24 protein-coding genes and 1 rRNA gene are annotated in these 24225 nt (G+C 53.2%); 2 read left to right on the plus strand and 23 right to left on the minus strand.

Features of this window, described 5'->3' with window-relative positions; genetic code table 11:
• A 16S ribosomal RNA gene (locus AC3G2T_RS11860) occupies positions 1-63 on the minus strand; the annotation flags it as partial.
• A 359-nt stretch (positions 64-422) separates the two neighbouring features.
• Positions 423-1292: a nucleotidyltransferase-like protein gene (locus AC3G2T_RS11865; protein WP_488435565.1), complete on the minus strand. Its 870-nt coding sequence runs from the start codon at positions 1290-1292 to the stop codon at positions 423-425.
• A 131-nt stretch (positions 1293-1423) separates the two neighbouring features.
• On the opposite strand from AC3G2T_RS11865, the gene AC3G2T_RS11870 reads away from it, so the two are divergent.
• Positions 1424-1828: a DUF2614 family zinc ribbon-containing protein gene (locus AC3G2T_RS11870; RefSeq protein ID WP_474686481.1), complete on the plus strand. Its 405-nt coding sequence runs from the start codon at positions 1424-1426 to the stop codon at positions 1826-1828.
• A gap of 112 nt (positions 1829-1940) precedes the next feature.
• Here AC3G2T_RS11870 and AC3G2T_RS11875 read toward each other — a convergent pair whose 3' ends face one another.
• The 16 genes from AC3G2T_RS11875 to AC3G2T_RS11950 form a co-directional block, all read right to left on the minus strand.
• Positions 1941-2468 (minus strand): 5' nucleotidase, NT5C type, encoded by a 528-nt coding sequence (locus AC3G2T_RS11875; protein WP_488435566.1) that lies wholly within the window; start codon positions 2466-2468, stop codon positions 1941-1943.
• A 14-nt stretch (positions 2469-2482) separates the two neighbouring features.
• Complete coding sequence (locus tag AC3G2T_RS11880; protein WP_488435567.1) at positions 2483-4210, minus strand: glycosyl hydrolase family 18 protein; 1728 nt, start codon at positions 4208-4210, stop codon at positions 2483-2485.
• A 123-nt stretch (positions 4211-4333) separates the two neighbouring features.
• On the minus strand, positions 4334-4768 hold the full coding sequence (gene perR / locus AC3G2T_RS11885) for a peroxide-responsive transcriptional repressor PerR (protein WP_488435568.1): 435 nt from the start codon (positions 4766-4768) through the stop codon (positions 4334-4336).
• A gap of 110 nt (positions 4769-4878) precedes the next feature.
• Positions 4879-5493, minus strand: coding sequence for a hypothetical protein (locus AC3G2T_RS11890; protein WP_488435569.1), 615 nt, complete (start codon positions 5491-5493; stop codon positions 4879-4881).
• Positions 5494-5522: 29 nt separating this feature from the next.
• The gene (locus tag AC3G2T_RS11895; RefSeq protein WP_488435570.1) at positions 5523-5840 is read right to left on the minus strand and encodes a hypothetical protein; all 318 of its coding nucleotides are present in this window, start codon (positions 5838-5840) and stop codon (positions 5523-5525) included.
• The gene (locus tag AC3G2T_RS11900) at positions 5791-6393 is read right to left on the minus strand and encodes an RNA polymerase sigma factor (RefSeq protein ID WP_488435571.1); all 603 of its coding nucleotides are present in this window, start codon (positions 6391-6393) and stop codon (positions 5791-5793) included. The genes AC3G2T_RS11895 and AC3G2T_RS11900 overlap by 50 nt, the downstream gene beginning before the upstream one ends.
• Positions 6394-6458: 65 nt before the next feature.
• Complete coding sequence (locus AC3G2T_RS11905) at positions 6459-7163, minus strand: MgtC/SapB family protein (RefSeq protein ID WP_474686467.1); 705 nt, start codon at positions 7161-7163, stop codon at positions 6459-6461.
• 80 nt (positions 7164-7243) lie between these two features.
• The gene (locus AC3G2T_RS11910; protein WP_488435572.1) at positions 7244-7723 is read right to left on the minus strand and encodes a GNAT family N-acetyltransferase; all 480 of its coding nucleotides are present in this window, start codon (positions 7721-7723) and stop codon (positions 7244-7246) included.
• Between the two features lie 69 nt (positions 7724-7792).
• Positions 7793-9244 carry an Asp-tRNA(Asn)/Glu-tRNA(Gln) amidotransferase subunit GatB gene (gatB, locus tag AC3G2T_RS11915; protein ID WP_488435573.1) on the minus strand — a complete coding sequence of 484 codons (1452 nt, stop codon included), beginning with the start codon at positions 9242-9244 and terminating at the stop codon, positions 7793-7795.
• 36 nt (positions 9245-9280) lie between these two features.
• A complete protein-coding gene (gene gatA / locus AC3G2T_RS11920) occupies positions 9281-10738 on the minus strand; it encodes an Asp-tRNA(Asn)/Glu-tRNA(Gln) amidotransferase subunit GatA (RefSeq protein ID WP_488435574.1) in 1458 nt (485 codons plus the stop codon).
• Between the two features lie 33 nt (positions 10739-10771).
• Positions 10772-11059 carry an Asp-tRNA(Asn)/Glu-tRNA(Gln) amidotransferase subunit GatC gene (gene gatC / locus AC3G2T_RS11925; RefSeq protein WP_474686459.1) on the minus strand — a complete coding sequence of 96 codons (288 nt, stop codon included), beginning with the start codon at positions 11057-11059 and terminating at the stop codon, positions 10772-10774.
• A 205-nt stretch (positions 11060-11264) separates the two neighbouring features.
• Positions 11265-12566 (minus strand): TolC family protein, encoded by a 1302-nt coding sequence (locus AC3G2T_RS11930; protein ID WP_488435575.1) that lies wholly within the window; start codon positions 12564-12566, stop codon positions 11265-11267.
• Positions 12567-12592: 26 nt separating this feature from the next.
• A complete protein-coding gene (locus AC3G2T_RS11935) occupies positions 12593-13813 on the minus strand; it encodes an ABC transporter permease (RefSeq protein WP_488435576.1) in 1221 nt (406 codons plus the stop codon).
• A gap of 7 nt (positions 13814-13820) precedes the next feature.
• Positions 13821-15095 carry an HlyD family secretion protein gene (locus AC3G2T_RS11940; RefSeq protein ID WP_488435577.1) on the minus strand — a complete coding sequence of 425 codons (1275 nt, stop codon included), beginning with the start codon at positions 15093-15095 and terminating at the stop codon, positions 13821-13823.
• Positions 15096-15138: 43 nt separating this feature from the next.
• Positions 15139-15714 (minus strand): TetR/AcrR family transcriptional regulator, encoded by a 576-nt coding sequence (locus AC3G2T_RS11945; protein ID WP_474686451.1) that lies wholly within the window; start codon positions 15712-15714, stop codon positions 15139-15141.
• 138 nt (positions 15715-15852) lie between these two features.
• The gene (locus tag AC3G2T_RS11950; RefSeq protein WP_488435578.1) at positions 15853-16230 is read right to left on the minus strand and encodes an ATPase; all 378 of its coding nucleotides are present in this window, start codon (positions 16228-16230) and stop codon (positions 15853-15855) included.
• A gap of 212 nt (positions 16231-16442) precedes the next feature.
• On the opposite strand from AC3G2T_RS11950, the gene AC3G2T_RS11955 reads away from it, so the two are divergent.
• On the plus strand, positions 16443-17843 hold the full coding sequence (locus AC3G2T_RS11955; protein ID WP_488435579.1) for an MATE family efflux transporter: 1401 nt from the start codon (positions 16443-16445) through the stop codon (positions 17841-17843).
• A gap of 60 nt (positions 17844-17903) precedes the next feature.
• Here the strand turns inward: AC3G2T_RS11955 and AC3G2T_RS11960 are convergent, their stop codons facing one another.
• The 5 genes from AC3G2T_RS11960 to AC3G2T_RS11980 form a co-directional block, all read right to left on the minus strand.
• Entirely contained in the window at positions 17904-18770 is an 867-nt protein-coding gene (locus tag AC3G2T_RS11960; protein WP_474686445.1) for a carbohydrate ABC transporter permease, read from the minus strand.
• 1 nt (position 18771) lies between these two features.
• A complete protein-coding gene (locus AC3G2T_RS11965) occupies positions 18772-19737 on the minus strand; it encodes an ABC transporter permease (protein WP_488435580.1) in 966 nt (321 codons plus the stop codon).
• Between the two features lie 27 nt (positions 19738-19764).
• Positions 19765-21303, minus strand: coding sequence for an extracellular solute-binding protein (locus AC3G2T_RS11970; protein WP_488435581.1), 1539 nt, complete (start codon positions 21301-21303; stop codon positions 19765-19767).
• A 97-nt stretch (positions 21304-21400) separates the two neighbouring features.
• Positions 21401-23212 (minus strand): cache domain-containing sensor histidine kinase, encoded by a 1812-nt coding sequence (locus AC3G2T_RS11975; RefSeq protein WP_488435582.1) that lies wholly within the window; start codon positions 23210-23212, stop codon positions 21401-21403.
• Positions 23212-24216, minus strand: coding sequence for a response regulator transcription factor (locus tag AC3G2T_RS11980; protein WP_488435759.1), 1005 nt, complete (start codon positions 24214-24216; stop codon positions 23212-23214). The genes AC3G2T_RS11975 and AC3G2T_RS11980 overlap by 1 nt, the downstream gene beginning before the upstream one ends.
• Between the last annotated feature and the right edge of the window lie 9 nt (positions 24217-24225).

Raw genomic sequence — 24225 nt, forward strand, 5'->3', positions numbered from 1 at the left:
GACTTGCATGTATTAGGCACGCCGCCAGCGTTCGTCCTGAGCCAGGATCAAACTCTCCAAAAAGGTGTTACCTTTATTGAAAGCTGAATAGCTCAATTTCAAAGCTGACGAGATTTTGCAATCTCTTTGTTTTGGTTGATTGCTCAACCTTGCTTCTTCACTCGTTGTTCAGTTTTCAAAGAACAATTTCTTTCGTTCATTTCGTCGCCCGTTTTCAGCGGCGACTTTTATAATATATCACATTCGCCCAATTCAATGCAAGCTTTTTTTTCAAATCTTTTTCTTGCTTGTCTTGCATCAAACTTTTTGAAAGCGTACCGTCTTTAGGCGGCGAAATCTAATTTATCACAGATGATTATTTAATGTCAAGAAAGAAAAAAAGAATCGGCGCGGCAGCCGATTCCTGCGGATTTTGAATTATTTTAAACGGCCGAATACTTCAGCTCTAATTCCGTAATGTCTTCATCGATAGGGACGGCCACTTCTTTAATCAGTCCCTTTTTCACCAATTTATTAAGAAGAAGCGGCAGCTCTCCCCTGACCTCCAACAGTAAAGGATGAAGCTGCAGTTCCTTGGCGCTCACAGGCTGCCCGCTTTCGGACAATATATAGATGAGGCTTTTGCAGCAGCGCTCCATTTTGGACATCACGGAAAATTCGCAGGCCAGCAAAACTAGTTGAACTCTCTGTTTCAAAGTTTCTTTGCTCATCGTTAATTCTTCGTACAGCTTGTAAACCCCCGGATTGATCGAGCGGATTTGTCGCCAAACCGTAATTTCGGGATGGTAGCCGTCTTCGATAATGACGATGCGCGCCCAATGATGAAGAGCTTCAAGTATATTGTTATAGGCATCCAGCAGATGCTCGTCAAGAATATATTCTTTGCTTTGCAAATATTTTCGCAAAAACAAGGAGAATTCGATTAACAATTTGTGTTCGCGCAAATCAACAGGAAATTCAAGCATTCTATGGCGAAGGCCTTCCAAATAAGTATTTTGATCCAGAAGTATCTCCCCTTTTAACAGCCAATGAATGATGCTGCGATTTTCCCCGACACGAATCCAATGCTCCAGCGAAGCCGGATCAACCCATCTTTCTTGTATACGAAGATCGTCTCTTATATAATTAATCATATGGTTGTTAAGACTCTGATCGTTTGTAACTATGAGAAGCAGTTGATCGAACCCGTCCGTCAGCGCGGGAAGCTGCTTGGGGTTATTCACCGTCATGACGCTGATAATTCTGCGGTCATTGCGGAACTTAAGCAAAAGCTGCTCTTTATCGATTCCCATGGGTATCAGAAGCTCCTGTCTGGATTGGATTACTCTCTTATTTCGACATCAATGGCGGAGTTTCCTGCTGAATTTTGTGACAAATCATACAGTAACGATTGCGAAAGCGACGGCGGAGAGGAAGGAATCAGGTGCGTTTTAAATCAAGTAAAGTGAATGAGTTTCGGCTTTGGGGACTGGGCATGACGATGGGCGGCATGCTGCTCATGATTGTCGGATTGGCGGGGATCGTTTTCGATTGGGGACAAGCTGGCCGCATCATGGCTGTGATCTTTATGATTATCGGCATGATCAGCATGATGGTCAGCATGGGCATTTATTTTTGGGCGGGAATGCTCTCTACTTCGGCGACCGTCATCGACTGTCCTGAATGCGGGCGAAGAACGAAAATGCTCGGAAAAACGGACCGCTGCATGTTCTGCAAAACGATTTTGACGGTGGACCCGCAGTACCAACCCAAAGAGCAGGCTGAAGATCAATTGATCACAATGCCGATGCTGGAGCATAACCGGGATCACGAGCAAAAGCCTCATTAAGCGAAGCGGCACACAACAAAAAACATGGCGGGCGAAAGCCCGTTTTTTTCTTTTGCACACAAAAAAAGACCCGCACAGCGCTCACGGGTCCGGCTTTTGCTGTATCTATGATTTATCCGAGAAAATAATCCCGCACTTCCTGCCAGTTGTTGACGCGAGGATAGCGGGTTTCGTTAACGTTATGAGGAGCCGTATAAAGTATTCCTTGTCCCTTGAAACGCTCGAAATTGTGCGGGTGGTCATCGATCAAGAAATCGGCGTGAACGATGCTTTTGTCGCCGCAAAACACGAAATTCATGTCCGGCAAAAAAGAAAAGTGTTCTTTCAGCCATTCGAATTTGGCCATAAAAGAAGCCGGGTGTTCCATGGCCGCCGTAGCGATAAAAATGTCGTACCGTTCGCTCAGCTCAAGTATGACTTCCTGACTTCGTTCCATCACTTCCAGATCGCGAAAAAACGTGACATCGTCAAAATAACCGCTGATCTCCTGTTCCAGGTGCGGACGGAGATGGCGCAATTTTTTGCCGTGCAAATCCGCCAGTGTAATTTCGTCGTTGTAATCGCGGTTAAACGATGCCAGATGCTTGGCAACAGTATCGGCCATAACCTCGTCCATATCGATGGCTATTCTTTTTCTCATCGATCCTATCCTCCCTATTTGCCCATTTCGTCTTGAATCGTCTTCCACAAATCCGCTTTTTCGAAGCCGCGGCGCCATGAGGCCATTCCAGCCAGATCGTATTTTTTGACGAGCGCGATTCTCGCTTTGACCGAAGTTTCGTCTTCAAGCCAGATCCGCATCAGCTTGTCTCCTTCTTTATACTCCACGTAGTTTTGCCCCGCTTCGGGCAGGAAGACCGGCGTCAGCTTCTTGTCTTTGATAATGGCTTGGGCTTGATCCATCGACAGCGTCTTCGACTTCGCTTCGGTTTTGCCTTTTTTGACTTCTTCCGTCCACAGGCGCGTGTAGAAAGGAACGCCAAGAACGAGCTTGGATGCCGGCACTTTCTCTTCGTTCAATAATTGAACAAGCGATTTTTCCGCCCATGGCAGGGAGGAGACGGAGCCGGATTTGGGACTTGTCGCCCAATATTCATCATAAGCCATCAGCATCATGTAATCCACTGTCTCCGCAAGCGCCGGCCTATCATAAAATAAGGACCACATTTCGTTCGTCGATTTCGGCGTAACGTCAATCGATACGACGAGGCCCTGCTCATGCATGAGCGGCGTCATTTCCCGCACGAATTGAACCAGGTTCGCTTTATCTTTTACGCGCACGTTTTCAAAGTCGATATTAAAACCTTGCAATTTGTACGTTTGAGCAAAACCGAGAAGCTGCTTGATGATTTTCATGCGCAAATCGTACGTCCCAAGCGCTTGGGAAGTCCTGTCGGGCTCGAAGCCGTTGCTGAAAAGCGCCCATACCTGATAACCGCGGTCCTGGGCCCATTTGACATAGGCGGCATCAGCGGAGTTGCTCACCCGCCCCTGATTGTCGGCTAAAGAAAACCAGGTCGGACTGATGACGTTAAGTCCGGGCATCTCGGGAATTTTGGCCGTGTCGGGATTTTTGGAAGTGACGTGTTCCCAGGTCATATTCAGCTTGCCGCCGAGCGGCTTGGCCGGCACAAAGGCCGCAGCGCCCTCGCCGACGGGAATCGTTTCCTCACGGTCAAGCGCGATTTCGCTTTTGCGGACGAAGCCGATGGGACCGCTCTGCTGCTGAATTTTATACCAATCGTTGTCTTCGCCCAAAATCATAACCTGCTCGTCAAAAGCGACGGTCGACAGGATCGACGCCTTCACGGTCGAGCCCGCGCGGAGCTGCGCTCCTTTCGCATCGGTCAGTTTGCCCCACTGCAAACGATCCCCCTTCTTCAGCAGGATGACGGCGCCGGTCTGTTCCGACTCCCTGAGCTCGATAGGGTACAGCTCGCGCAGCGGTTCAATAGGCACATAGACGGTTTTATCTTTCTTTTCGACGGGGAAAGCGAGCGTGTACGGTTTTTCATTCATAAACGCCGAGAGCTGGCTCGTTTTGAAACGAAGCACTTTGTCCGCCGTCGTAATGATCACGGAATCGCTCTGCTCCTCGTACACGATCGACGGATCAATCCACTGCTGGATAAGCGCCAGCGGCAGCTTGAGCGTTTCCTTTTGGCCGATTGCGCTTGTCGGGAAAAATTGGTCTTGATAAAAAACCGGCTTGGCCAGTTCGTGATAATCGGTCTCCGCATGTTCGTTATTAGGGGCGTACTCTTTCCAGAGCCAAAATCCCGCACCTGAACCGAGCATCAAAAAAAGAATGAGGACTAAAAAAAACAAGCGTCTGGGCGACTTTCTGCGGCGAATGTGCGGCTCGGTTGGCAGTGGTTGCAAGTTGTCACGTCCTTTTAAAATTTGCAAAAGAAAAACGCGTTCTCCGCTTCTTATCGCAAGAAGGTTCAAACACGTTCATTATACAACAAAAACCGGAGCGAGCAGGAATTTTGCGCAAAGTTGTTAATGCTTGGTAACGCCGACGCAATCCGGACAAACCCCATATACCTCCAACCGGTGACCGCGCACTTGAAATCCTGTCTGGGCGGCTGCGGTCGTTTCAACGTCGTGAAGCGACGGGTATTCGAAATCGGTGATTTTGCCGCACACCTCGCAAAGCGCATGGTAATGATCTGTCATATCGGCGTCAAACCGACTGGAACTGTCCCCGTAAGTCAGCTCGCGGACGAGTCCCGCCTCAATAAAGACCTTCAGATTATTATAAACCGTAGCAACGCTCATATTAGGAAATTTGGATTCGAGTGCTTTATAAATGTCATCTGCAGTCGGATGAGTCATGGAATCCAGCAAAAAAGAAAGAATGGCGTGCCGCTGAGGGGTCATTCGAACACCGGTTGTTTTCAATTTGGCCAGAGCATGTTCCAATTGTACTGCCATGATACTCACCACCTGATGTGTAGTCATTTATGCTTCACACTTTATTGTACGTGTGTAAATGGACTTTTGTCAATGATGGCAGCGGATTCATGGTTATTCTCAGCAAACAATTACCTGCTTTTGCGGGATTCCAGCAAGAACATGCCCAGTCCGGCCACGATCAGAACGATTGAACCGAGATAAGAACCGAGGAGATCGAAAATTTGTTCGAACCACGGCGGTTTCGTGCTGATCAGGAAAAACAAGACGCCGGCCACGATGAGCAGCACCCCGAGGTTGCTGCCGCGCATCAGCTTTTGCAAGGGGTCCTGCGGCATATCCGCGAATTCTCCCAGTTCCATGCGCCGGTTGACGTTGTCCGTAGATTGCAAAGCGTCAAACAAACTGTAAAAATAAATGACCGGCAAAATCAAGGCGAACAATGTCATCATCGGAACGCTTCCATGCCCATGGGCAATCGAAACCATAATGACAATGTCCAGGATGATGAGCGCCATGATAAACAATCCGCGCTGCATCAAACCGAGATACAGTTGTCCTGTTCCCGGAATGGCGAACGACAGAACCCCGGCAACCCATTTGCGCTTTTTGGGCGATTGATAATAAGGGGGCGTGTAGGGCATGTTCGGAAAAGCGGACGATTCATGCGCGGCAAAAGGCTCTCTCAGCAGTTCCTCATGCCCCGGAAACTCCGGTATGCGATGATTGTTGTTGGGTATATTCACTTCAAATTCCTCCAATCTGCGCTTAAGGATCAGGATTGCAGCAAATGGGAAAGCTGCGCAATGTAAGCGGAAATCATGTTGATTCCCGTATCGATGTTCAAAACTTTGTCGATGAGACCGGAGTGGATAAACAGAACCGTGGCGGCGATAGCAATGAGACCGTTGACAGCCTGGCTTCTCCAATGCTGCTTGCCGGCGTCTGCCTGCCGCGAAGATCGTTCCGGAAGCGTAATAGCCCGCATCACCCGATCCGTAAAATCCGGAGACGTTTCCTCCAGCGGCATCTCGATTAAAAACTTATTCAGATACGGCTCGGACTTGGCCTCTTCCATCGGTTTCCGTCTCATCCGCATTCACCTCCAACCATTTTTCCTTGAGCATGGCCTTTCCCCGGTACAGCCTTGTTTCAATTGTTTTCACAGGCAAGCCTGTAGCCTCGGACATTTCCTGATAGGACAACTGCTTGTAGTGATACAGATACATGATCAGCCTGTATTTATCAGGCAGCTCGGACAACAGCTTCTGCATGCGCTGCTGCTCGTCTTTCATGAGCGCGGCTTCCTCAGGCTGTTCCCTGGCATCCCCTAGCCAGCCCTTCATTTTATCCAGAAGCGCTTCATACGGCCTTCTCTTCTGCGACCGCCTGTAATCCGTGACGAGATTGACCGTCATCCGGTACAGCCATGTCGTAAATTTGGCGTCGCCGCGAAAATAGGAAAGGGAACGGTACAGCTTGACGAACACTTCCTGGGTCAAGTCTTCGGCAGTTTCCCGATGCTCTACCATTCGGTAGACGAGCGAATAAATGTAGTTCTTATGCCGCTCCACCACAATGCGGTAAGCTTCGGAATGACCTTGACGGATCCGGTCGATAAGCTGTTCATCCGTCAAATTGTCCATGCCCGACCTCTCCCTTCCTGTTCGTACTTTATGCTTAGACGCTCGCCCCCTGAAGAACCCTTCAATTAAACTTTACTTTTTTCAACGTTCACTTCTTCAACGCCCGAAAGATTGTTAATCTGCTCCAAAATCGAGACGATCACGGCAGGCTTCGGCACCGTCACGTAAAAGGTGATCCGAACCATTTTTCTCTCCCCATCGTGCTTATAATCCTCCATACCGACTTTGCGGATGTCCACCTTCAACTCGCCGAGCAGGGTTGTAACGATGCCGAGAATTCCCGGTTGGTCGACGGCAACGATGTTGATAATGCGCAGCTTTTTGCCGCTGAAATACCGCAGTTCCAATTTATTAAGGATCCACAAGCTGACCAAAACCATAAGGCAGGCGAGGACGGCCGGATAATAAAAGCCCGCGCCTACGGCAAGCCCGATTCCCGCCACCACCCAAAGCGAAGCGGCCGTCGTCAAGCCCGTGATGGATCTGCCATTGAACATAATCGTGCCCGCGCCCAAAAAGCCGATGCCGCTGATGACTTGCGCCGCCAGACGGGAAGGATCGATCCGAACGTTCACTTCGTTCACGAAGGCACTGAAGCCGTACATCGATAACAGCATCACCAGAGCCGAACCTACGCACACCAAAATATGAGTCCGCAGCCCCGCGGCATGACTGCTGACTTCCCGTTCAAAGCCGATCAGCCCTCCTAAAAGGAGAGCCAAAAACAGCCGGATCGTAACATGCAGCTGATCGATAACCCAAGGATTCATGTTGAAATCGCTCCCTTTACGCAGTGATAACATATTGTATCGCGCTCCGCTTCGATAAGAACCTGCTTTTGATGAAAAAATCAACTCGAAGCAGGGCGTTCGAATGTCGTTAGCGCAATACCGGGGCCGACCGTAAGCGTTCTCCTTGGGGAAAAGCCGAAGCTTTCGTACAGCCGCACCGCCGGATAATTCGCCGACCCGGTCGAGACGACAAACCGGGAAGCCCCGTCCCGCTCCTGATCGGCGAGCACGAACCGCAGCAGGCTCGCGGCGATCCCCCGGCGAAAATAGTCCGGATGCACCATCATCCGGCAAATCGTCACGACCGTTCCCTCGCAGCTGTACGAGATTGCGCCAGCCAGCCTGCTTGCTCCGGCCTCTTCCGTATAATAGCCGAGGAAAGTTTCCTCCGCCGCCCGGATCGAAGCTATGCCGTCCTTGAGCGGAGGAATGTCCTCGAAGCCGATTAATTGCGCTTCCACGCGATAGGAAGCCGTTTGCAGCGACAACAGCTGCAAAATCTCCTCGTTCGTGTCCAAAGGAAGCTGCTTGATGGTCATAGTGCCGCCACCCTCCCCGATTGAAAAAAAGTGGTGCCCATATTGCGGGATCACCACTTTCTGTTTTTATTATTTGCCGTTCAGGCACTCGACGATTAATTTGTTGACGAGCCCCGGGTTGGCTTTGCCCTTCGTTTCTTTCATCACTTGTCCGACCAGGAAGCCTACAGCCTTCTCTTTGCCGGCCTTGAAATCGGCGACAGACTGCGGATTGTTGTTCACGACCTGCTCGACAACCGCCTTGATCGCGCCTTCGTCGCTAATTTGCACGAGCCCTTGCTCCTCAACGATCTTCTGCGGATCTTTACCGGTTTCGATCAGCTCCTTGAACACGGTTTTGGCGATTTTGCTGGAGATCGTGCCTTTTTCGATCAGGCCGATCATCTCGCCCAGTCCTTTGCCGGTAATTTTCACATCACCCAGTTCAAGGTTGCCCGCATTCAAATATCCGAGCAGATCGCCCATGATCCAGTTCGAGACAGCTTTGGCGTCCTTGGTGTACTGCAGGCTCTCTTCAAAGAAGTCGGCCAGCTTCATCGAGGCGGTGATGACTTCGGCGTCGTAGCCCGGAAGCCCGTGCTCGCTCGCATACCGCGCCTTGCGCGCGTCCGGCAGCTCCGGAATCGAAGCTTTGACAGCGGCCTTCCACGCATCGTCGATGTACAGGCTGACCAGATCCGGGTCCGGGAAGTAGCGGTAGTCGTGCGCCTCCTCTTTGCCGCGCATCGTCAAGGTTTTGCCCTGCGCGTCGTCCCAGCGGCGCGTTTCCTGTACGACTTCGCCGCCGCTGCGGAGAATGTCCGCCTGGCGGTATTCTTCGTACTCGAGGCCTCTCTGCACGCCGCGGAACGAGTTCATGTTCTTCAATTCGGCTCTCGTGCCGAATTTCTCCTGCCCGAACGGACGCAAGCTGATGTTGGCGTCGCAGCGCAGCGAGCCTTCCTCCATCTTGACGTCGGACACGTCGCAGTACAGCATGATCGCTTTCAGCTTCTCCAGGTAAGCGCGCGCTTCTTCCGGCGAGCGCAGGTCCGGCTCGGAGACGATCTCGATCAGCGGAGTGCCGACGCGGTTGAAGTCGACGAGCGAGGCGTAGCCGCCGTCCACGTGCGTCAGCTTGCCGGCGTCTTCTTCCAGATGGACGCGGGTGATGCCGATCCGTTTGGCGACGCCGTCCACTTCGATATCAATCCAGCCGTGCTCGCCGATAGGCTGATCGTACTGGGAGATTTGGTAAGCTTTGGGCGAATCCGGGTAAAAGTAATTTTTACGGTCGAACTTGCTGTTCGTCGCAATCGTACAGTTCAGCGCCATCGCCGCTTTCATCGCGTACTCCACCGCCTGGCGGTTCAACACAGGCAGCACGCCTGGATGACCCAAACAGACGGGACACGTATTCGTGTTCGGAGGCGCACCGAATGAAGTCGCGCAGCTGCAAAATATTTTGGATGCGGTGTGAAGCTCCACATGGACTTCCAGACCGATCACGGTTTCAAATTGGGTATCCGTCGTTGCCGTCAAAATGAATATGCCTCCTTTGGACTTGATTAGCCGCCATTATAGCTGCGGACGCTGTTTGTGGTGGTCGGTGTTCTGCTCGTAGGCATGAGCCGTGCGCAGTACCGTCGACTCGTCAAGCGCTTTGCCGATAATCTGCAGCCCGACCGGAAGCCCGTTCACGAAGCCGCAGGGCACGCTGATTGCCGGAACGCCCGCGAGGTTGACCGGAATCGTCAAAATATCGTTCAGGTACATCGTCAGCGGATCTTCCACCTGATCGCCGATTTTGAATGCCGGCGTCGGAGCCGTCGGGCCGACGATGACGTCGTATTTTTCAAACACCCGATCGAAGTCCTGCTTGATCAGGGTGCGCACTTTTTGCGCTTTCAGGTAGTAAGCGTCGTAGTAGCCGGAGCTCAGCGCGTAGGTGCCCAGCATGATGCGGCGCTTGACTTCGGGGCCGAAGCCTTCGCTGCGGGACATGTGGTACACGTCGAGCAGGCTCTGCGCGTTGTCGGAACGGACGCCGTAGCGAACGCCGTCAAAGCGGGCCAGGTTCGAGGAGGCCTCGGACGAAGCGAGCAGATAGTAAGTGGCGACGGCATGTTCGGAATGCGGCATGTCGACCTCTTCCCAGACGGCGCCGAGGCTTTCCAGCACTTTCAGCGCTTCGAGCACTTTTTCCTTCACGGCAGGGTCGATGCCTTTGCCCATATATTCTTTCGGCACGCCGATGCGCAAGCCTTTGATATCGCCTGTCAAGGCGCTCACGTAGTCGGGAATGTCCGTTTTCGCGGAAGTGGAATCCTTCGGATCGTGCCCGGCAATAGCTTGCAGCAAGTAGGCGGAATCTTCCACGTTCTTGGTCAGCGGTCCGATCTGGTCGAGCGAGGACGCGAATGCGACCAGCCCGTAACGGGACACGAGGCCGTATGTAGGCTTCAACCCGACGATGCCGCAGTAGGCGGCCGGCTGGCGGATCGATCCGCCGGTGTCCGAACCGAGCGCAAAATATACTTCGCCGGCGGCAACAGCAGCGGCCGAGCCTCCGCTGGAGCCGCCCGGAACGTGCGCGGTGTTCCACGGGTTGTAGGTCGGATGAAACGCGGAGTTCTCGTTGGAGCCGCCCATCGCGAATTCATCCATGTTCAGCTTGCCTATGGTGACGGTCTGCGCCTCTTTCAGCTTGCGTACAACCGTTGCGTCGTAAATCGGGTTGTAGTTGGATAAAAATTTGCTGGCGCAGGTCGTCTTGAGACCTTCCGTCACGATATTATCCTTGAGGCCGATCGGCAGCCCGAATAAAATCCCTCTTGCGCCGCCGCCAGCGAGCTGCTCGTCCAATTGCTCTGCAGCCGCCCGGGCGTTCTCTTCATCCAGCGTCAGGAACGCCTGGATTTTCGCATCCGCTTCCCGGATTCTCTTATACGATTGATCCACAAGATCGGATACTTTCAGTTCCTTGCCGTGCAGCTTATTGTGGATTTGTTGTAAGGTAAGATCAAACAAAGACAACGACAGGCACTCCCTTCCTTAATATACGTTTTCCTACTCCAATACGGCCGGAACTTTGAACTGGCCGTCTTCTTCGTCCGGCGCGTTCAACAGCACCTTCTCGATCGGCAGCGAAGGCTGCGTCACATCCTCGCGCATCACGTTAACAAGCGGCATCGCATGGCTCGTCGGAGCCACATCGTCCGTATTCAGCTCATTCAGCTGCTCGGCATATTTCAAAATCGCATTCAGCTGCCCTGTGAACTGTTCCATCTCATTGTCCGTGAGATCCAGTCTGGCCAGCTTGGCAACGTGCTCGACATCTGATTTTGTAATGCTCACAATAGTCCACCCCTTTACCTTTGTTGCATATAGTCATTCTTTTCATTATAGCCCAACCATCCCCCAAAAGTGAAGCGAGCCTTTGGTCCGTCTTTGCGCCGTCTTTGTGCGGCCTTTGCGCCGGGGCGCAGCAAAAGCCGCAAGCCGTACCGGCGGACGCTTGGCGCAGTCTGCCGATACGAATTTGCGGCTTGCTTCTTAAAGGTTACTGGATAAAGCCCGAATCCATCGCCTTCGCTTTTTCATTCAACACATAATATTTCAGCTTGGCGGCAGCCAGCGCAGTTTCGTTCTGGTGAACCTTAAGCATGAATTTATCGAGATCATGCCTGGAAATGACACCCGCCGCGTAGCGGAAGCGAACCTTTTGCAAATCCGCCTGAATGTCGCTCAAATTGCGCTGCTCCGTCAGGCAAGCCTGGTAAGCGTTGCGGGCGTCGTTATAGGTCGCTTCGATTTTTTTGGTCAGCTCAAGCTTCGTTTGCGCGTTCTTTTGACCGGCGATGCCCTCATTCGCCATCAGGTATTGGCCGCCGTACGTGTTTTGCGTAACCGTATTGCCAGTTTCCCACACCGCTTCATCGATATTGTTTCCGGCCATTTTCATCTGGTAGGAGCCTTTCAGCAATGTCAGCGTGTCCGTCTCGACGACCGGCTGCGGGGTGATCGGCGCGATATCCTGAATAACCTGATCGGGGTTATAGGCGATGCCGATATCCGTGCACAGCTGAACGAGAGCAAGTCGGTAATTGTTCGTCAGCAGAACGATGTCGTCCTTCTGTTTGGCGAGCGCCTTTTGCGCCGTCTGGACGTCGTCGGCCGAGGCCAGCCCCTGCTGCCGGAACATGACCGCTTTCTGCACGTCCTTCTCGATCACGGCCTGGTACTCGCGCATCAGCTCAAGCTGCTTCTTCTGGCCGAGCAATTGCGCGTACTGCGCGATCATTTGCAGCCGGATGCCGGCCTCGGCCTCATCGCTTTGCAGCAGCGAATTGCGCTGGTCGGTGCCGAGCTGATGGGCGGCCGAACGCATCTGCGCCCGCTGCGAGCTGATGATCGTGTTCATCCCGCCGGCAAGCGCCCCCATGCCCTGAAGCATTTGGTTCATGGCCGAATTTTGCACGATCGTCCACTGCAGATCGACCGGGTCTTTAATCGCCGGCATGCCCGGCGTGTTCGCGATCTCCGCCGCTGTGGCGGGCAGGTGCCCGGGCGTGAACGACGGGCCGGCCATCTGGTCCATCTGGGCCTCCAAATCCCCCTTCTTGGTGCCCTGAGCCGAATATTTCAGCGCCAGCAGAGTCAGATTATGCGAGTCTTTCAGCGCTTTGTCCAACACATAATTCAAATCCAACGAAGCTGCGGTGTCCAGCGTTTCCGGGTACACATATACGTTCTGCACAGGGTCCTCGACCGTCGTCGTGACCGTCGTATCCGCGTAAGCGGCCGGCTGCAGTCCCGCAGCAAGGAGAAGTGCCGAAGATAGCACGATGATCGTTTTTTTCATGATGTTCGCATCCTTTCGAAAAGGTTTCAGGCTGTCAGATTCGATCCTTGCGGCAGCGCAGGCTTGCCGCCCGCTGCGGCTTGCGCCGTCTTTTTGCCGGAAAATACGACAAACCGCGTCAGCAGCATCGCGATGAAATAAGTGAGCGTTCCGGTCAGCACCAGGGCGACGCAGTCCCGCCAAATGGCGGCGAAATCGTTCCCTTTGACGAAAATGTTTCTGACGCCGTCCAAAAAGTAAGTGAGCGGCAGCATATGCCCGACGATCTGAAGCGCCCTCGGCATCGCTTCGAACGGCCAGGTGAAGCCGGAAAGCATGAATGACGGCACCGCGATCAGCATCGCCGTCTGGGTGGAGCCGAGCTGATTGCCCGAAAACAGGCTGATCAGATAACCGATGCCGCTAACGGCGAAAGTAAAGCTGAGTATGATGGCAAGCCCGGCCGGCAGGCTGCCGAACAGCGGGGCTTCGAACACGTACAGCGCGACGACGAAAGCAACGGCGGTATTAAACAGGTTGATGAGAAAATACGGCGCCGTCTTGGCGTAAGCGATCCGCCACGGATTAAGCTTCCACTCGGCGAACCTGTGCCAGGTTCCGCTGTCCTTATCCCTTGTGATCGTCAGAGCGATGCCAAGAAACAATACCTGCTGCAAAATCGCGCCCATCAAACCGTAAAGCATGAAGTCGCTGTAATTAAACGTCGAGTTGTACAAAATGCGGTAGCGGTACGGGATCGGCGACAGGGTGTTCAGCACCTGCTCGCTTTGCAGCCCTTGCTGGAGCTGCAGCTTTTTCGCCGAATATCCCATGCTGAACGTCGTGATCACCTCGTTCGCGCCTTTGGTCGCGGCATTCGAGATCATCATGTTGCTGCCGTCGATCAAGGTCAGCAAAGGCAGCGTCTCCCCGTGCTTCAGCTTCGCTTCGAAATTCGAAGGTATGACAAGCCCGACCTTTGCTTCGCCCGATGCCAGCGCCCGCTTCACCTCGTCCTCGGAATGATATTCCTTCGTAATCCGGAACGACTCGCTCTGCTCGAACGCCTGAATAATTTGACGGCTGAGCGGGCTTTGATCTTCGTCGATGACGACGGTTGCCATCTCCGTAACTTTGTGATGCACATAAATCGATCCGAAAAGCAGTGTGTACATAATCGGAACGATGAACAAAATGGCGAATAGACGGCGGTCTTTCACGATGTGCGTCCATTCTTCCGCAATAATTCGGCCGACCCGCAGATTCATGCGCTCATCACCCTTCCGATTTGCCGTTCCACACGAGCGTCATGCCCGTTGCGGCGCTGCCCGGCAGGCTGCTCAGCTCCACCTTGACGCCGAACGAACGGATGTCCGTTTCGCCTGCGCTCTGGGTCGCTTTTTTCACGGCAAAATCGGGTGCGGCGGCCACGGAAGTGACGGCGCCCTCGATTTTCTCGCCTGTCGCCAGCAGCGTCATGCTGATTTTGTCGCCTGCTTTTAGGCCCGCGACGGCGGTTTCCGGCATGTAGAACTTAACCCAGCGCTTCTCCGCCGCTTCCAGCGAAAACACCGGAAAGCCCGAGCCGACCAGCTCGCCGACCTGCGCGGACTGGGATAAAATGATGCCGTCGCCCGGCGCAAGCAGCTCGGTATAGCTCAAATACGTCTCGGCTTCCTGCTGCGCCGCCTTCGCCTGCTGCTCCCCGGACTGCGCGGATTTGACCGCGCCCTGAGCCTGCCGCACAGCCGCTTCGGCGGCTGTCACGTCGCCCTGCCTCACCTGCACCGTCTCGCGGTTCGCCTCGGCAAGCCCGAGCGCCGCCTTCGCCTGCTCAAGAAGCGCTTCGGCTCCCCGCACCTCTTCCTCGCGCGGGCCCTCGCTGGCCATGTTGAGCTGCTGCTCGGCCAGGTCGCGCTTCGTCTTCGCTTCCTGGTAACTCACCTTCACTTTGTCGACGTCGGCTTTGGCGACAAGGCCTTGCGCAAGCATTGCGTTCATCCGGTCCAGATTTTGCTCGGCGAGGGTGAATACCTCTTGCGCCGCCTTGTACTGAATCTCGGCCTGCTTCTTCTCTTCCGGGCGCGCGCCGTTATGCAGCGCGTCCACCTTCGCCTGCGCCGCATCGACCGCCGCCTTCGCCTGGGCGACCTGCTGCTCGGCTGTATCGGCCGTCACGGCGACGCCGGCAATGCCCTGCTGCTTCTTCGCTTCCGCCGTAGCCGCAGCCCCTTGCGCTTCGGCGATTTTACCCTGGGCCAGCGAGACGGCCGCCTTGGCCTGGTCCACCTTCGCGGCGATTTCGCCGCTTTGCAGGCTTGCCAGCACCTGGCCTTTCTTGACGGTTTCTCCTTCTTTCACGAGAACCTCCGTAATGCGTCCGCCCACTTTGAAGCTGGCGCTAATTTCATTCGCTTCTATATAAGCAGTCGGACGGGCCTGATTCGCCGGATCGGTCTGGCTGACCGCCTGCCTGGATGTCAACAGAAATACGCTTGCGCCGATGACGAGCGCCATCACCGAATAAACCATAGGTCGAATAAATCGCATAAAAAACCCCTCCGTCATAGTTGAAGTAAACAAGTGAAAGTGGTTAGGAAGCAGTCAAGCCGTTCATGATATACAGATTCAGCATTTCGGAAATTTTGTCGTCGGTGAGCGGCGGATTGTGCTTTTCCCAATCAAACACCAGCGCGACATACATTTTGAAAATGACGAATGCGGTAATTTTCGGATCGCACGGCTTCATCGTGCCGCCGGCAATCGCCCGCTCGATTTGCCGGGTCATGAAATCGATCACTTCCGTTTCGACGCTCGCCAGAGCTTGCTGCGCCACCTGATTGCCGTACTGCTGAACCTCGTGGGACAGCTGAATCAGCAGCTCGTGCTCCTTGCGAAACAGGAGGATGCCATAGATCGCGCCGTGAATCCGTTCGGAGGTCGTCTTCCCTTCTTCGAACGACTTCTCGGCGACTGCTTTCATCTCCGCTATCAACGACATGACGATTTCATGAAGCAGCACTTCTTTATTTTCAAAATACGTGTAGATGGTCGCCTTGCCCACCCCGGCAATTTTGGCGATCTGATCCATCGTCGTTCCTTTATAGCCGAACAGCGAAAAAGATTTTTTGGCCGATTCCATAATCATCAATTGTTTGGCATCCATCATTCGCACCTCAGAACTAAAATACTAAATTAGTTTTATGTTCGATTTCTAATTTACCATGCCTTTCCGATTTTATCAACAGAAAAAAACCTGACCCCTGTTCAAGCTCCAGGGGCCAGGTTTTCCGGCGTCGGTACCCGCTTAGATCCACGCTTTCAAGCTGACTTGCTTAATGAAGTCTTCCCGCGACTGCACGTCCTTGCCGCTCTCGACCTGCACGTCCGCCGCATCGCCGTTCATAATTTTGCGGAACAGCTCGGCATTCTTCGTCGCCAGGGCAAAATCGATCAGCGTCTCCTTCTCGATACGCTCCGCTTCCTGCTGCAGCAGCACCTCTTCCAGTTCGATGTCCGCAGCCGGCACATAATAATGCTTGTTCTCCTTCGGGATGCGAATCACGTAATCGAACACGTTATCCGCATTCCGGTCGTATGCAATAATATATCCGTATTGCCCGATAGGCAGGTTTTGCTCCAAACTATCGGCAATGACAATAATTTTTTCACCAAGACGAAGCATTGGAATCCCCCCAACCGCATGAAGCCGACCATGTAAATGTCGAATCTTTCAAATATATGTATCTACGAATATCGTACTAAAAAAAACAGAGAGTGTCCAATGGCATACTCCCTTTTTCATTCGCTCCCGGATGAAATTTCGTAGTCGGATGAAGTTCTTGGTATAATGGTTACCATGTATCCCCTATCATTACTCTGAAAAGGAGTCCTTGCATGAGTTCAGACAGTCCCAAAGCGCCGCGTCCTTCGTTAACGGAAGGGCCGATCGGCAAAACGCTGATTTTATTTTCACTGCCCATTTTGCTCGGAAATGTGCTGCAAACGCTGAACGGATCGATCAATTCCATCTGGATCGGCAATTTTCTCGGCGAGCAGGCACTTGCGGCAACCTCCAACGCAAACATCATTATGTTCTTTTTAATCAGCGCCATATTCGGCATCGCCATGGCCGCGGTCATTTTGATCGGGCAAAATCTGGGGGCCAAAAAGGTCGAGGAAGCGAAAAAAGTCGTCGGAACAAGCTCCGTATTTTTCTTTATTCTTTCGATTGTTGTCGCCCTGATCGGGCTTATTTTTAGCCCAGTTATTCTCGATTGGATGAACACGCCCGCGGATGTGAAGGATCTCGCCGTGCCGTATACGCGCATCATGTTCGCCGGCGTGCCGTTCATGTTCGGCTTCAACCTGATTATGGCCGTTCTGCGCGGATCGGGGAACGCCAAAACCCCTTTTTACTTCCTGCTGTTATCCGCATTCCTCGACGTCCTGCTGAACCCGCTGCTGATAAAAGGGATCGGACCTTTTCCGGAGCTCGGCATATCCGGATCGGCGGTCGCCACCTTTTTCGCGCAGCTGCTGAGCTTCGTCCTGCTTCTGCTTTATTTGTACCGGACGAAATATTTTTTGCGCATTACGAGGAACGACACGCACATGCTGAGAATGGACTGGACGATCATCCGGGTGCTCATTCAAAAGGGGCTGCCGATGGGCTTGAATATGGTCGTCGTGTCGCTCAGCAACTTGATTCTGATTCATCTCGTCAACTCCTACGGATCGGAAGCGGCCGCCGCCTTCGGCGTAGCTATGCAAATATCGAGCTACGTGCAGATGCCGGCGATGGCGATCGGCGGAGCGGTTACCTCTATGGCCGCGCAGAACATCGGAGCCGGCAAGTGGGACCGCGTATCGCGGATTACCTGGATAGGCGTAGGAACCAACATCGTGCTCACGGGCGTGCTTGTCGGCCTGCTCCATCTGTTTAACCGTCAAGCGGTCGGGCTGTTCCTGCCGATGGAAGGCAAAGCGATCGAGCTCGGCGTGCACATCAATAACATTACGCTATGGTCCTTCATCATCTTCGGCATCTTCAACGTCGTAGCCGGAGTCGTCCGGTCCGCCGGGGCCGTCGTCTTCCCGCTGGTCGTCGCCTTTATCGCCTTGCTGCTGATCCGCAATCCGCTGGCCGTGTTCCTTGGGCATACGTACGGATTCGACGCCATCTGGTGGAGCTTCCCCATCGGCTTTATCGTCGCCGTCGTCCTGAATGTGCTCTACTATCGATTCGGCAAGTGGAAAAATACCAAAATGATGGGCAGCGTGAAGCCTGCATCCTGAAAAAAATAAAACGTCGAGCCGGATTTCATTTTCCGGTTTCGACGTTTTTTTTGCGGCGAATCAGCCTTTGACCGAGCCCACCAGCATGCCCTGGTTGAAATATTTTTGCAGGAACGGGTAAATAAGCAGCATCGGCAGCGCCGTCAGCACGACGCCGGCCATGCGGACGCCGGGACTGTATTCGAAACTGCCCATCGCGGCGATCGTTTCGTCGGGCTGGTTCAGCATTTGCCGCAGAAATACCTGCAAAGGCCATTTGTCCTGATCGCTCAAGTACAGCACGGCATTGAAATATGTGTTCCAATGCTCCACGGCGTAAAACAGCGTAATCGTGACGATGACCGGCATCGAGAGCGGGATCATGATGCTCCACAGCAGCCTGAACTCGTGGCACCCGTCCATTCGCGCCGATTCCTCTACCTCTGCGGGAACGCCCGTAAAAAAAGTGCGCATCACGATCAGGTTGAAAGGCGCGATCGCCACGGTCAGGAACAGCGCCCACATGGAGTTCAGCAGGTGCAAATTTTTCACCACAAGGTAGAGCGGAATCATGCCTCCGTTAAACAGCATGGAAAATACGATCATCAGGTTCATCCATTTTCGGCCTTTGAGCCACGACTTGGACAGCCCGTAAGCCATCAGCGTCGTGAATACCATATTGAGCAAAGTGCCTGCGCCCGTAATATAGAGCGAATTCAAGAACGATTTCATAAAAGCCGGGTTCATGAACAAATAGCCGTAGGAGTTGATCGTCCATTCGCCGGGGATCAGAAAGAAACCCCTGGTCTGAATTTCATGCTTGCTGGCGAAGGAAGTCAGAAACACGTACACGAGCGGGAACAAAATGCACAGCACGAATAAAACAAGCAGCCCGTAGACGATCGTATGAAACACCCAATCGCTGCCTCTGGCGTCATGACGGCGCATGCTAGTACACCCCTTCCTCACCGAATTGTTTGGCGATGCGGTTCACGATGACGACGAGCACGAAGCCGATCACCGATTTGAACAAACCGACAGCCGTCGGATAGCTGAAATCGCCCTGCAAAATACCGTTCCGGTACATATAGGTGTCGAAAATTTCCGACACTTCCATGTTCGCCGGATTTTGCATCAATAAAATGTGCTCAAAGCTTAGATCGAGCACGTAGCCGATGCGGAGAATAAACAGGACGATAATGGTCGTCCGCAGCGCAGGCAGCGAGACATGCCACATTTGCCTCCAGCGTCCGGCCCCGTCCATCACCGCCGCTTCGTACAGCGTCGGATCGACGGTCGCCAGGGCGGCAAAGAAAATGATCGCCGACCAGCCCGCTTCTTTCCACACGCTTTGCAAATTGTAGAGAAAGCGGAAATAGCCCGGATCGGTGAGCAGCTCCAGCCGGGGGTAGCCCAACTTGACCAGAAGCTGATTGATCCCGCCGTCCTGCGTAGCGAATAGCAGCACCGTAACGCTGACGACGATGACCCAGGACATGAAGTGCGGGATGTTGATGATCGTCTGCACCGCTTGGCGGAACCACGATTTGCGGACTTCATTCAGCAGCAGCGCAATGATGATCGGTGCGGGAAAAAACAAGATTAGGTTCAATCCGCTCAAATACAACGAATTGGAAAACAGCGTCCAAAAATCCGGATCGTGAAACAATTTGGCAAAATGGGCGAAGCCCACCCAATCGCTCCCGAAAAATCCGCCAAACGGATCGTATTCTTTAAAGGCGAGCAGTACGCCGAACATCGGCGCATACTTGAAAATCATAAAATATAAAAACCCCGGGATAATCATCGCATATAAAGGCAATCCCCGTTTCCAGGCGCCCGCCGATACGCTTTTCCCAAGTCCGGGCGAAGCGGCGACTGCCGTATTAGCGCTTGTCTCCACTATTTTTCCCATGCTGCTTCCTCCGTATATGGGCTGCCGTTACTTTTTATACTCCGCATTGACTTCCTCGATCATTTTGTCGCCGCCGTTTTTCTTCCAATCCGCGATAGCGTCGTCGATCGAATCTACGGAAGCTTTGCCGATAATGATCCTCGTCATCGCTTCGATCATTTTTTTGTCCAGCGTCTGCCCCGACTTGTTCATCGTCTCCGAAGAAATGCCCGCTCCCTTGTTCGGATTGCGGTATTTGGCGTTCAGCTCGAACCAGGGCTCCATCTTCTTGCGCACTTCCTCGCTATCCCACAGGCGGACCGAAATATACGGATCGAAGCGGCGGATCAGCCAGAAGGAAAGCAGGTACGCTCTGTCCGTGTCGAAGGCCGGGAGCTTCTCATACTTGCCGTCGGCGGTTTTCTTGTAATGAATGCCTTCCACACCGTTTTTAATAAGCGTGAAGCCTTCGTCGGAGAGCATGTAATCGAACATCTCCAAGAGGCGTTCCTGTTTCTTTTTATCGATCTTGGCATTGATCACGATTTTGTTCAGCGGCACTGACGTCGTTGTGCCCTGCAGGCCTGTCGGGCCTTTGGACGGCGTCAGCTGCACCACTTCGGCGTCCGGGGAAATCTTTTTAATGGAAGGAACCGCCTGGCTGTAGACGGTGGTCGGCAGCACGTGCCCGATCCCCAGCTTGCCGGACTCGAACTTGAAGTCGGGATCTTTGATTTTGTTGACGGCAAAATCTTTATCGAGCACGTCCTCCTCGTACGCCTTGTGCAAATACGCCAGCAAGCCTTTCAGCTCGGCCGATTGCGTCTGCCACGGCACGAGCGCGCCGTTCGCCTCTTTCCAGCCGTTGGCGACGCCGAACGCAGCTTTCAGCTGATCCATAAACACGTCGGTCGTAAACGTTTGCATGCTGAAGGACAGTCCGACCGTATCCGCCTGGCCGTTGCCGTCCGGGTCCTGCTTGGCGAAAGCTTTGGCCACCTCGTACAATTCGTCCACGGTCGTCGGCATTTTGAGGTGCAGCTTGTCCAGCCAATCTTTGCGGATCGCCATGGAATCGCGGGTTTCGGCGACATAGTAGGGCAGCCCGTAAGCTTTGCCTTTCGGATTCTCCACTTTGATCGCTTCGTCGCTCAAATATTTTTTCAAATTCGGGTATTTGTCCAGCACCGGGGCTATATCCAGAAAAATGCCCTTATCGCGCCATTTGAGAAAATCGTCGCCGGCAATCATGAACGCATCGGGAAAATCGTTGGAAGCGGCCAGCACGCCCAGCTTTTCCTTGTAGTTGTCGGCGGGAATCCACGACATTTTCAAATCGATGTTCAGCTTCTTGCCCAGCTCGTCGAGCACCGAAAATTTCTCCGGCCAGCCTCCGCCCTCATAGCTGATCGTCATCACTTTGAGATCGAGCTTCTCTTTTTTATCCCCCGCCGGAGCCGTCGAGGCCGCCGCTGTTGACGAAGGCGCTGCGGAATTGCCTGGCGCCGTATCCGCCTGCTTTTGCGAGCAGCCCGACAACACAGCGATGGACAGCATGACGGCCGCGGAACTTTTCAACATTTTCATGGATCTACCCCCATATATAAAATTATCCTTACAGCCACAACTATAGCGAGTCACGGGGGAAATAGCCTTACGTAATCTTTCGATTTCCGAACTTATTTTACGGTTCGAAAGGCTGAATATGAAACGGAATGCGGATCGAAACGACGGTTCCCCTGCTGTGGAAGGAGGTGAGCGCGATCCCGTACCTGCTTCCGTATTTGAGCACCAGCCTGGCGTGCACATTGGACAAGCCGAGGGAATGCGGTTGAACGTACGACTCGCCCGCATGTTCCGAAATGCGCCTCAAGTGCCCTTCCAGCTCATGCAAATCCGCCTCGTCAATGCCCATCCCGTTATCGGCGATTTCCAGCACCAAATCCCGCTCCTCCATGTAAGCGCTAACGAGAATGCAGCCTGTCCCGCCCTGGGACTCGACGGCATATTTCACCGCATTTTCCACAATCGGCTGCAAGGTCAGCTTAATAATCCGCCCCTGCAAAAACTTCTCGTTCACGTAAATTTTGCTTTGAAAATGCTTCGGAAACCGGATATGGATAATTTCCAAATATTTGCGCAGAATCGACAATTCCTCTTCCAGCGTCACCTCGAGGTCGGAGAACCGGGCCGTATAGCGGTATACGTCGGACAAGTTTTGCGCCATGCGCTCGATGACCGGCACCTGCTCCAGGTAAGCGATGCTTTTGATGATGCCCAGCGAATTGTAGAGGAGATGCGGATTGATTTGATTTTGCAGCGCTTTAATGAGCGCGTCCTTTTGCTGCAGCTGCATCTGGTACTCTTTCACCTTCAAAAGCGTGTTCGTTTCCATCAGCTCGTTCAGCCTGTAAACCATGTTGTTGAAGCTGTGGAACAGCTGTTGGAACTCGTCCCGGCTTGGCGGCCCGTCGGAGCGCACGTCGAGCATACCTTTGGCCACCTGGTTCATCAGCTTTTTCAAAGTCAGGATCGGCCGGATCAAGCGGTTCGACACGATCGGAACGGCAAGCAAAATGACCAGCGTAATGATCGCCAGCACGAGAAGCACCGAGGAGCGGGCTGCGCTCAGCCCTGCCGCCATTTCTTCGAAAGGCGCCATCGAGACGGTTTCCCAGCCCGTCAAGCTCGAAGGATAATGGGCGATCAAATATTGTTTGCCTTGATACTGCCCGAGAAACATGTGCTGCCCTTCCGGCAGCGCCACCTCCTTCAAGGGAGTCCGGCTGACGGCCGCCCCGTTCCACGCATCCTCCGGGTAATAAATCACCTTTTGCCGGTCCGCCGATAAAATAAAAAACATGCCCGACTCGCCGAGCCTGGAGCTTTGAAAAGCCGCCTGCAGTTCGGCCAACGAAATGTCGATGATCAAATTGCCGATTAATGTCAAGTTGACTTTATCGTAAACGGGAAGCCGGATGGACAGCACAGGCTGGCCGTTGGCCTCGTCGTAATGCGCTGCATGCGTTTCGAACACTTGCATTTTGTCCGTAAGCGGCAGGCCGTACCAGGGCTCCAGATCGTATTGCGGCGGCTTCCCCGTCGATTGGGACATCGAGATGACCGCCTTCCGGCCGGAGACGAGAAAAATGTTGCGGATTTCGGGATAATTCAAGGCCATGTACCGCCTCAATTCATGCTCCGCATCCTGATCGTCCAGATTGGTAGCGTTTCCAGAGACGAGCCACTTTTGTACGACATCGCTGCCCGCCAGGCTTTGGACGGATTGGGCGAAGCCCCGGAAATAAAAATCCAGATGATAGTTCAGCCTGACAATGGCTTCGTACGAAATGTTCTCGAACTGCTTCTTGGCTTCTTTGCCGTAATAATAATTGGAGAAAAGAACTACCAGCAGCAGCGAAATGACGCTGATTCCGTAAAAGACTAGCACCATGACCGCGCGGATCGACAGTTTCGGCAAGAGCGCTTTCATCATTACACACCCAGTTTTTTCCGGTATTCGGCCGGGGTCATCCCTACCAGCTCTTTGAACATCCGGTTGAAGTAAGGCATCGAATTGTAGCCGACCATGCCGGCGATCTCGTATATTTTCAAATCGGCCTCCTGCAGCAGCTGCTTCGCCTTTTCCATGCGCACCTCGTTCAAATAATGGAGGCAGGTTTTGCCGGTCACTTTTTTAAACAACGTGCTGAAGTAAGAAACGCTCAAATGCGCCATATCCGCAAGCCGGGCAAGCGAAAAGTCGTCATAGTAATTGGCCTTGATATGTTCGCATACCTTCAGCACCGCCGCATTCACATTGTGGTTGGCATACTCCGTGTAGCTCAAAATCCAGGCTTCCGCAAGCTCCCGAAAGTGCTTATGTACGCCCTTCTCCTCTTTTTCCGCAAAAGGAACGGCCGGCCGGGACGGCTGGATGCCCTGCAGCAGCTCGTTCATTTTAAACGACAGCAGCGACAGCGCGTTTTTGCCGATTCCCGGCTCGCGGGCTTTTAATCTTAGCAAACTCGCCACGAGACTTTGCGTCTCCTGGAGCTGCTTCTGCTGATTGAGCCCGGGAAATTGATCGATAAAGTGCTGAATTTTGAAAATGTACTCGCGGTATTCGGCCGTCTTCTCCAGACGAAGCAAGGAGCGCTGCAGCGCATCGTGCAGCTCTTGCTTGTCCACCGGCTTGAGGAGATACTCCGAGATACCGAAGCGCATCGCCTGTTTCGCATATTGAAAATTGTCGTAGCCGCTCAAAATGACGACCATGACCGGAAGCTGCTGCGCATAAATCTGCTCGCTGAGCCAGAGCCCGTTTTTCTTCGGCATCATAATATCGGTGACCACGATCCCCGGCCAGCTTTGCTGAATGAAATTCCACGCCTCCTCGCCGTTGTCCACAGCGCCAATAACCGTAAACCGGGGATTCAACTCCTCGATCATTTCCACGACGGCATCGCGAATCCATACTTCATCTTCCGCAACCAGCACTTCGAACAA

This window comes from Paenibacillus sp. sgz302191, from assembly GCF_057749925.1.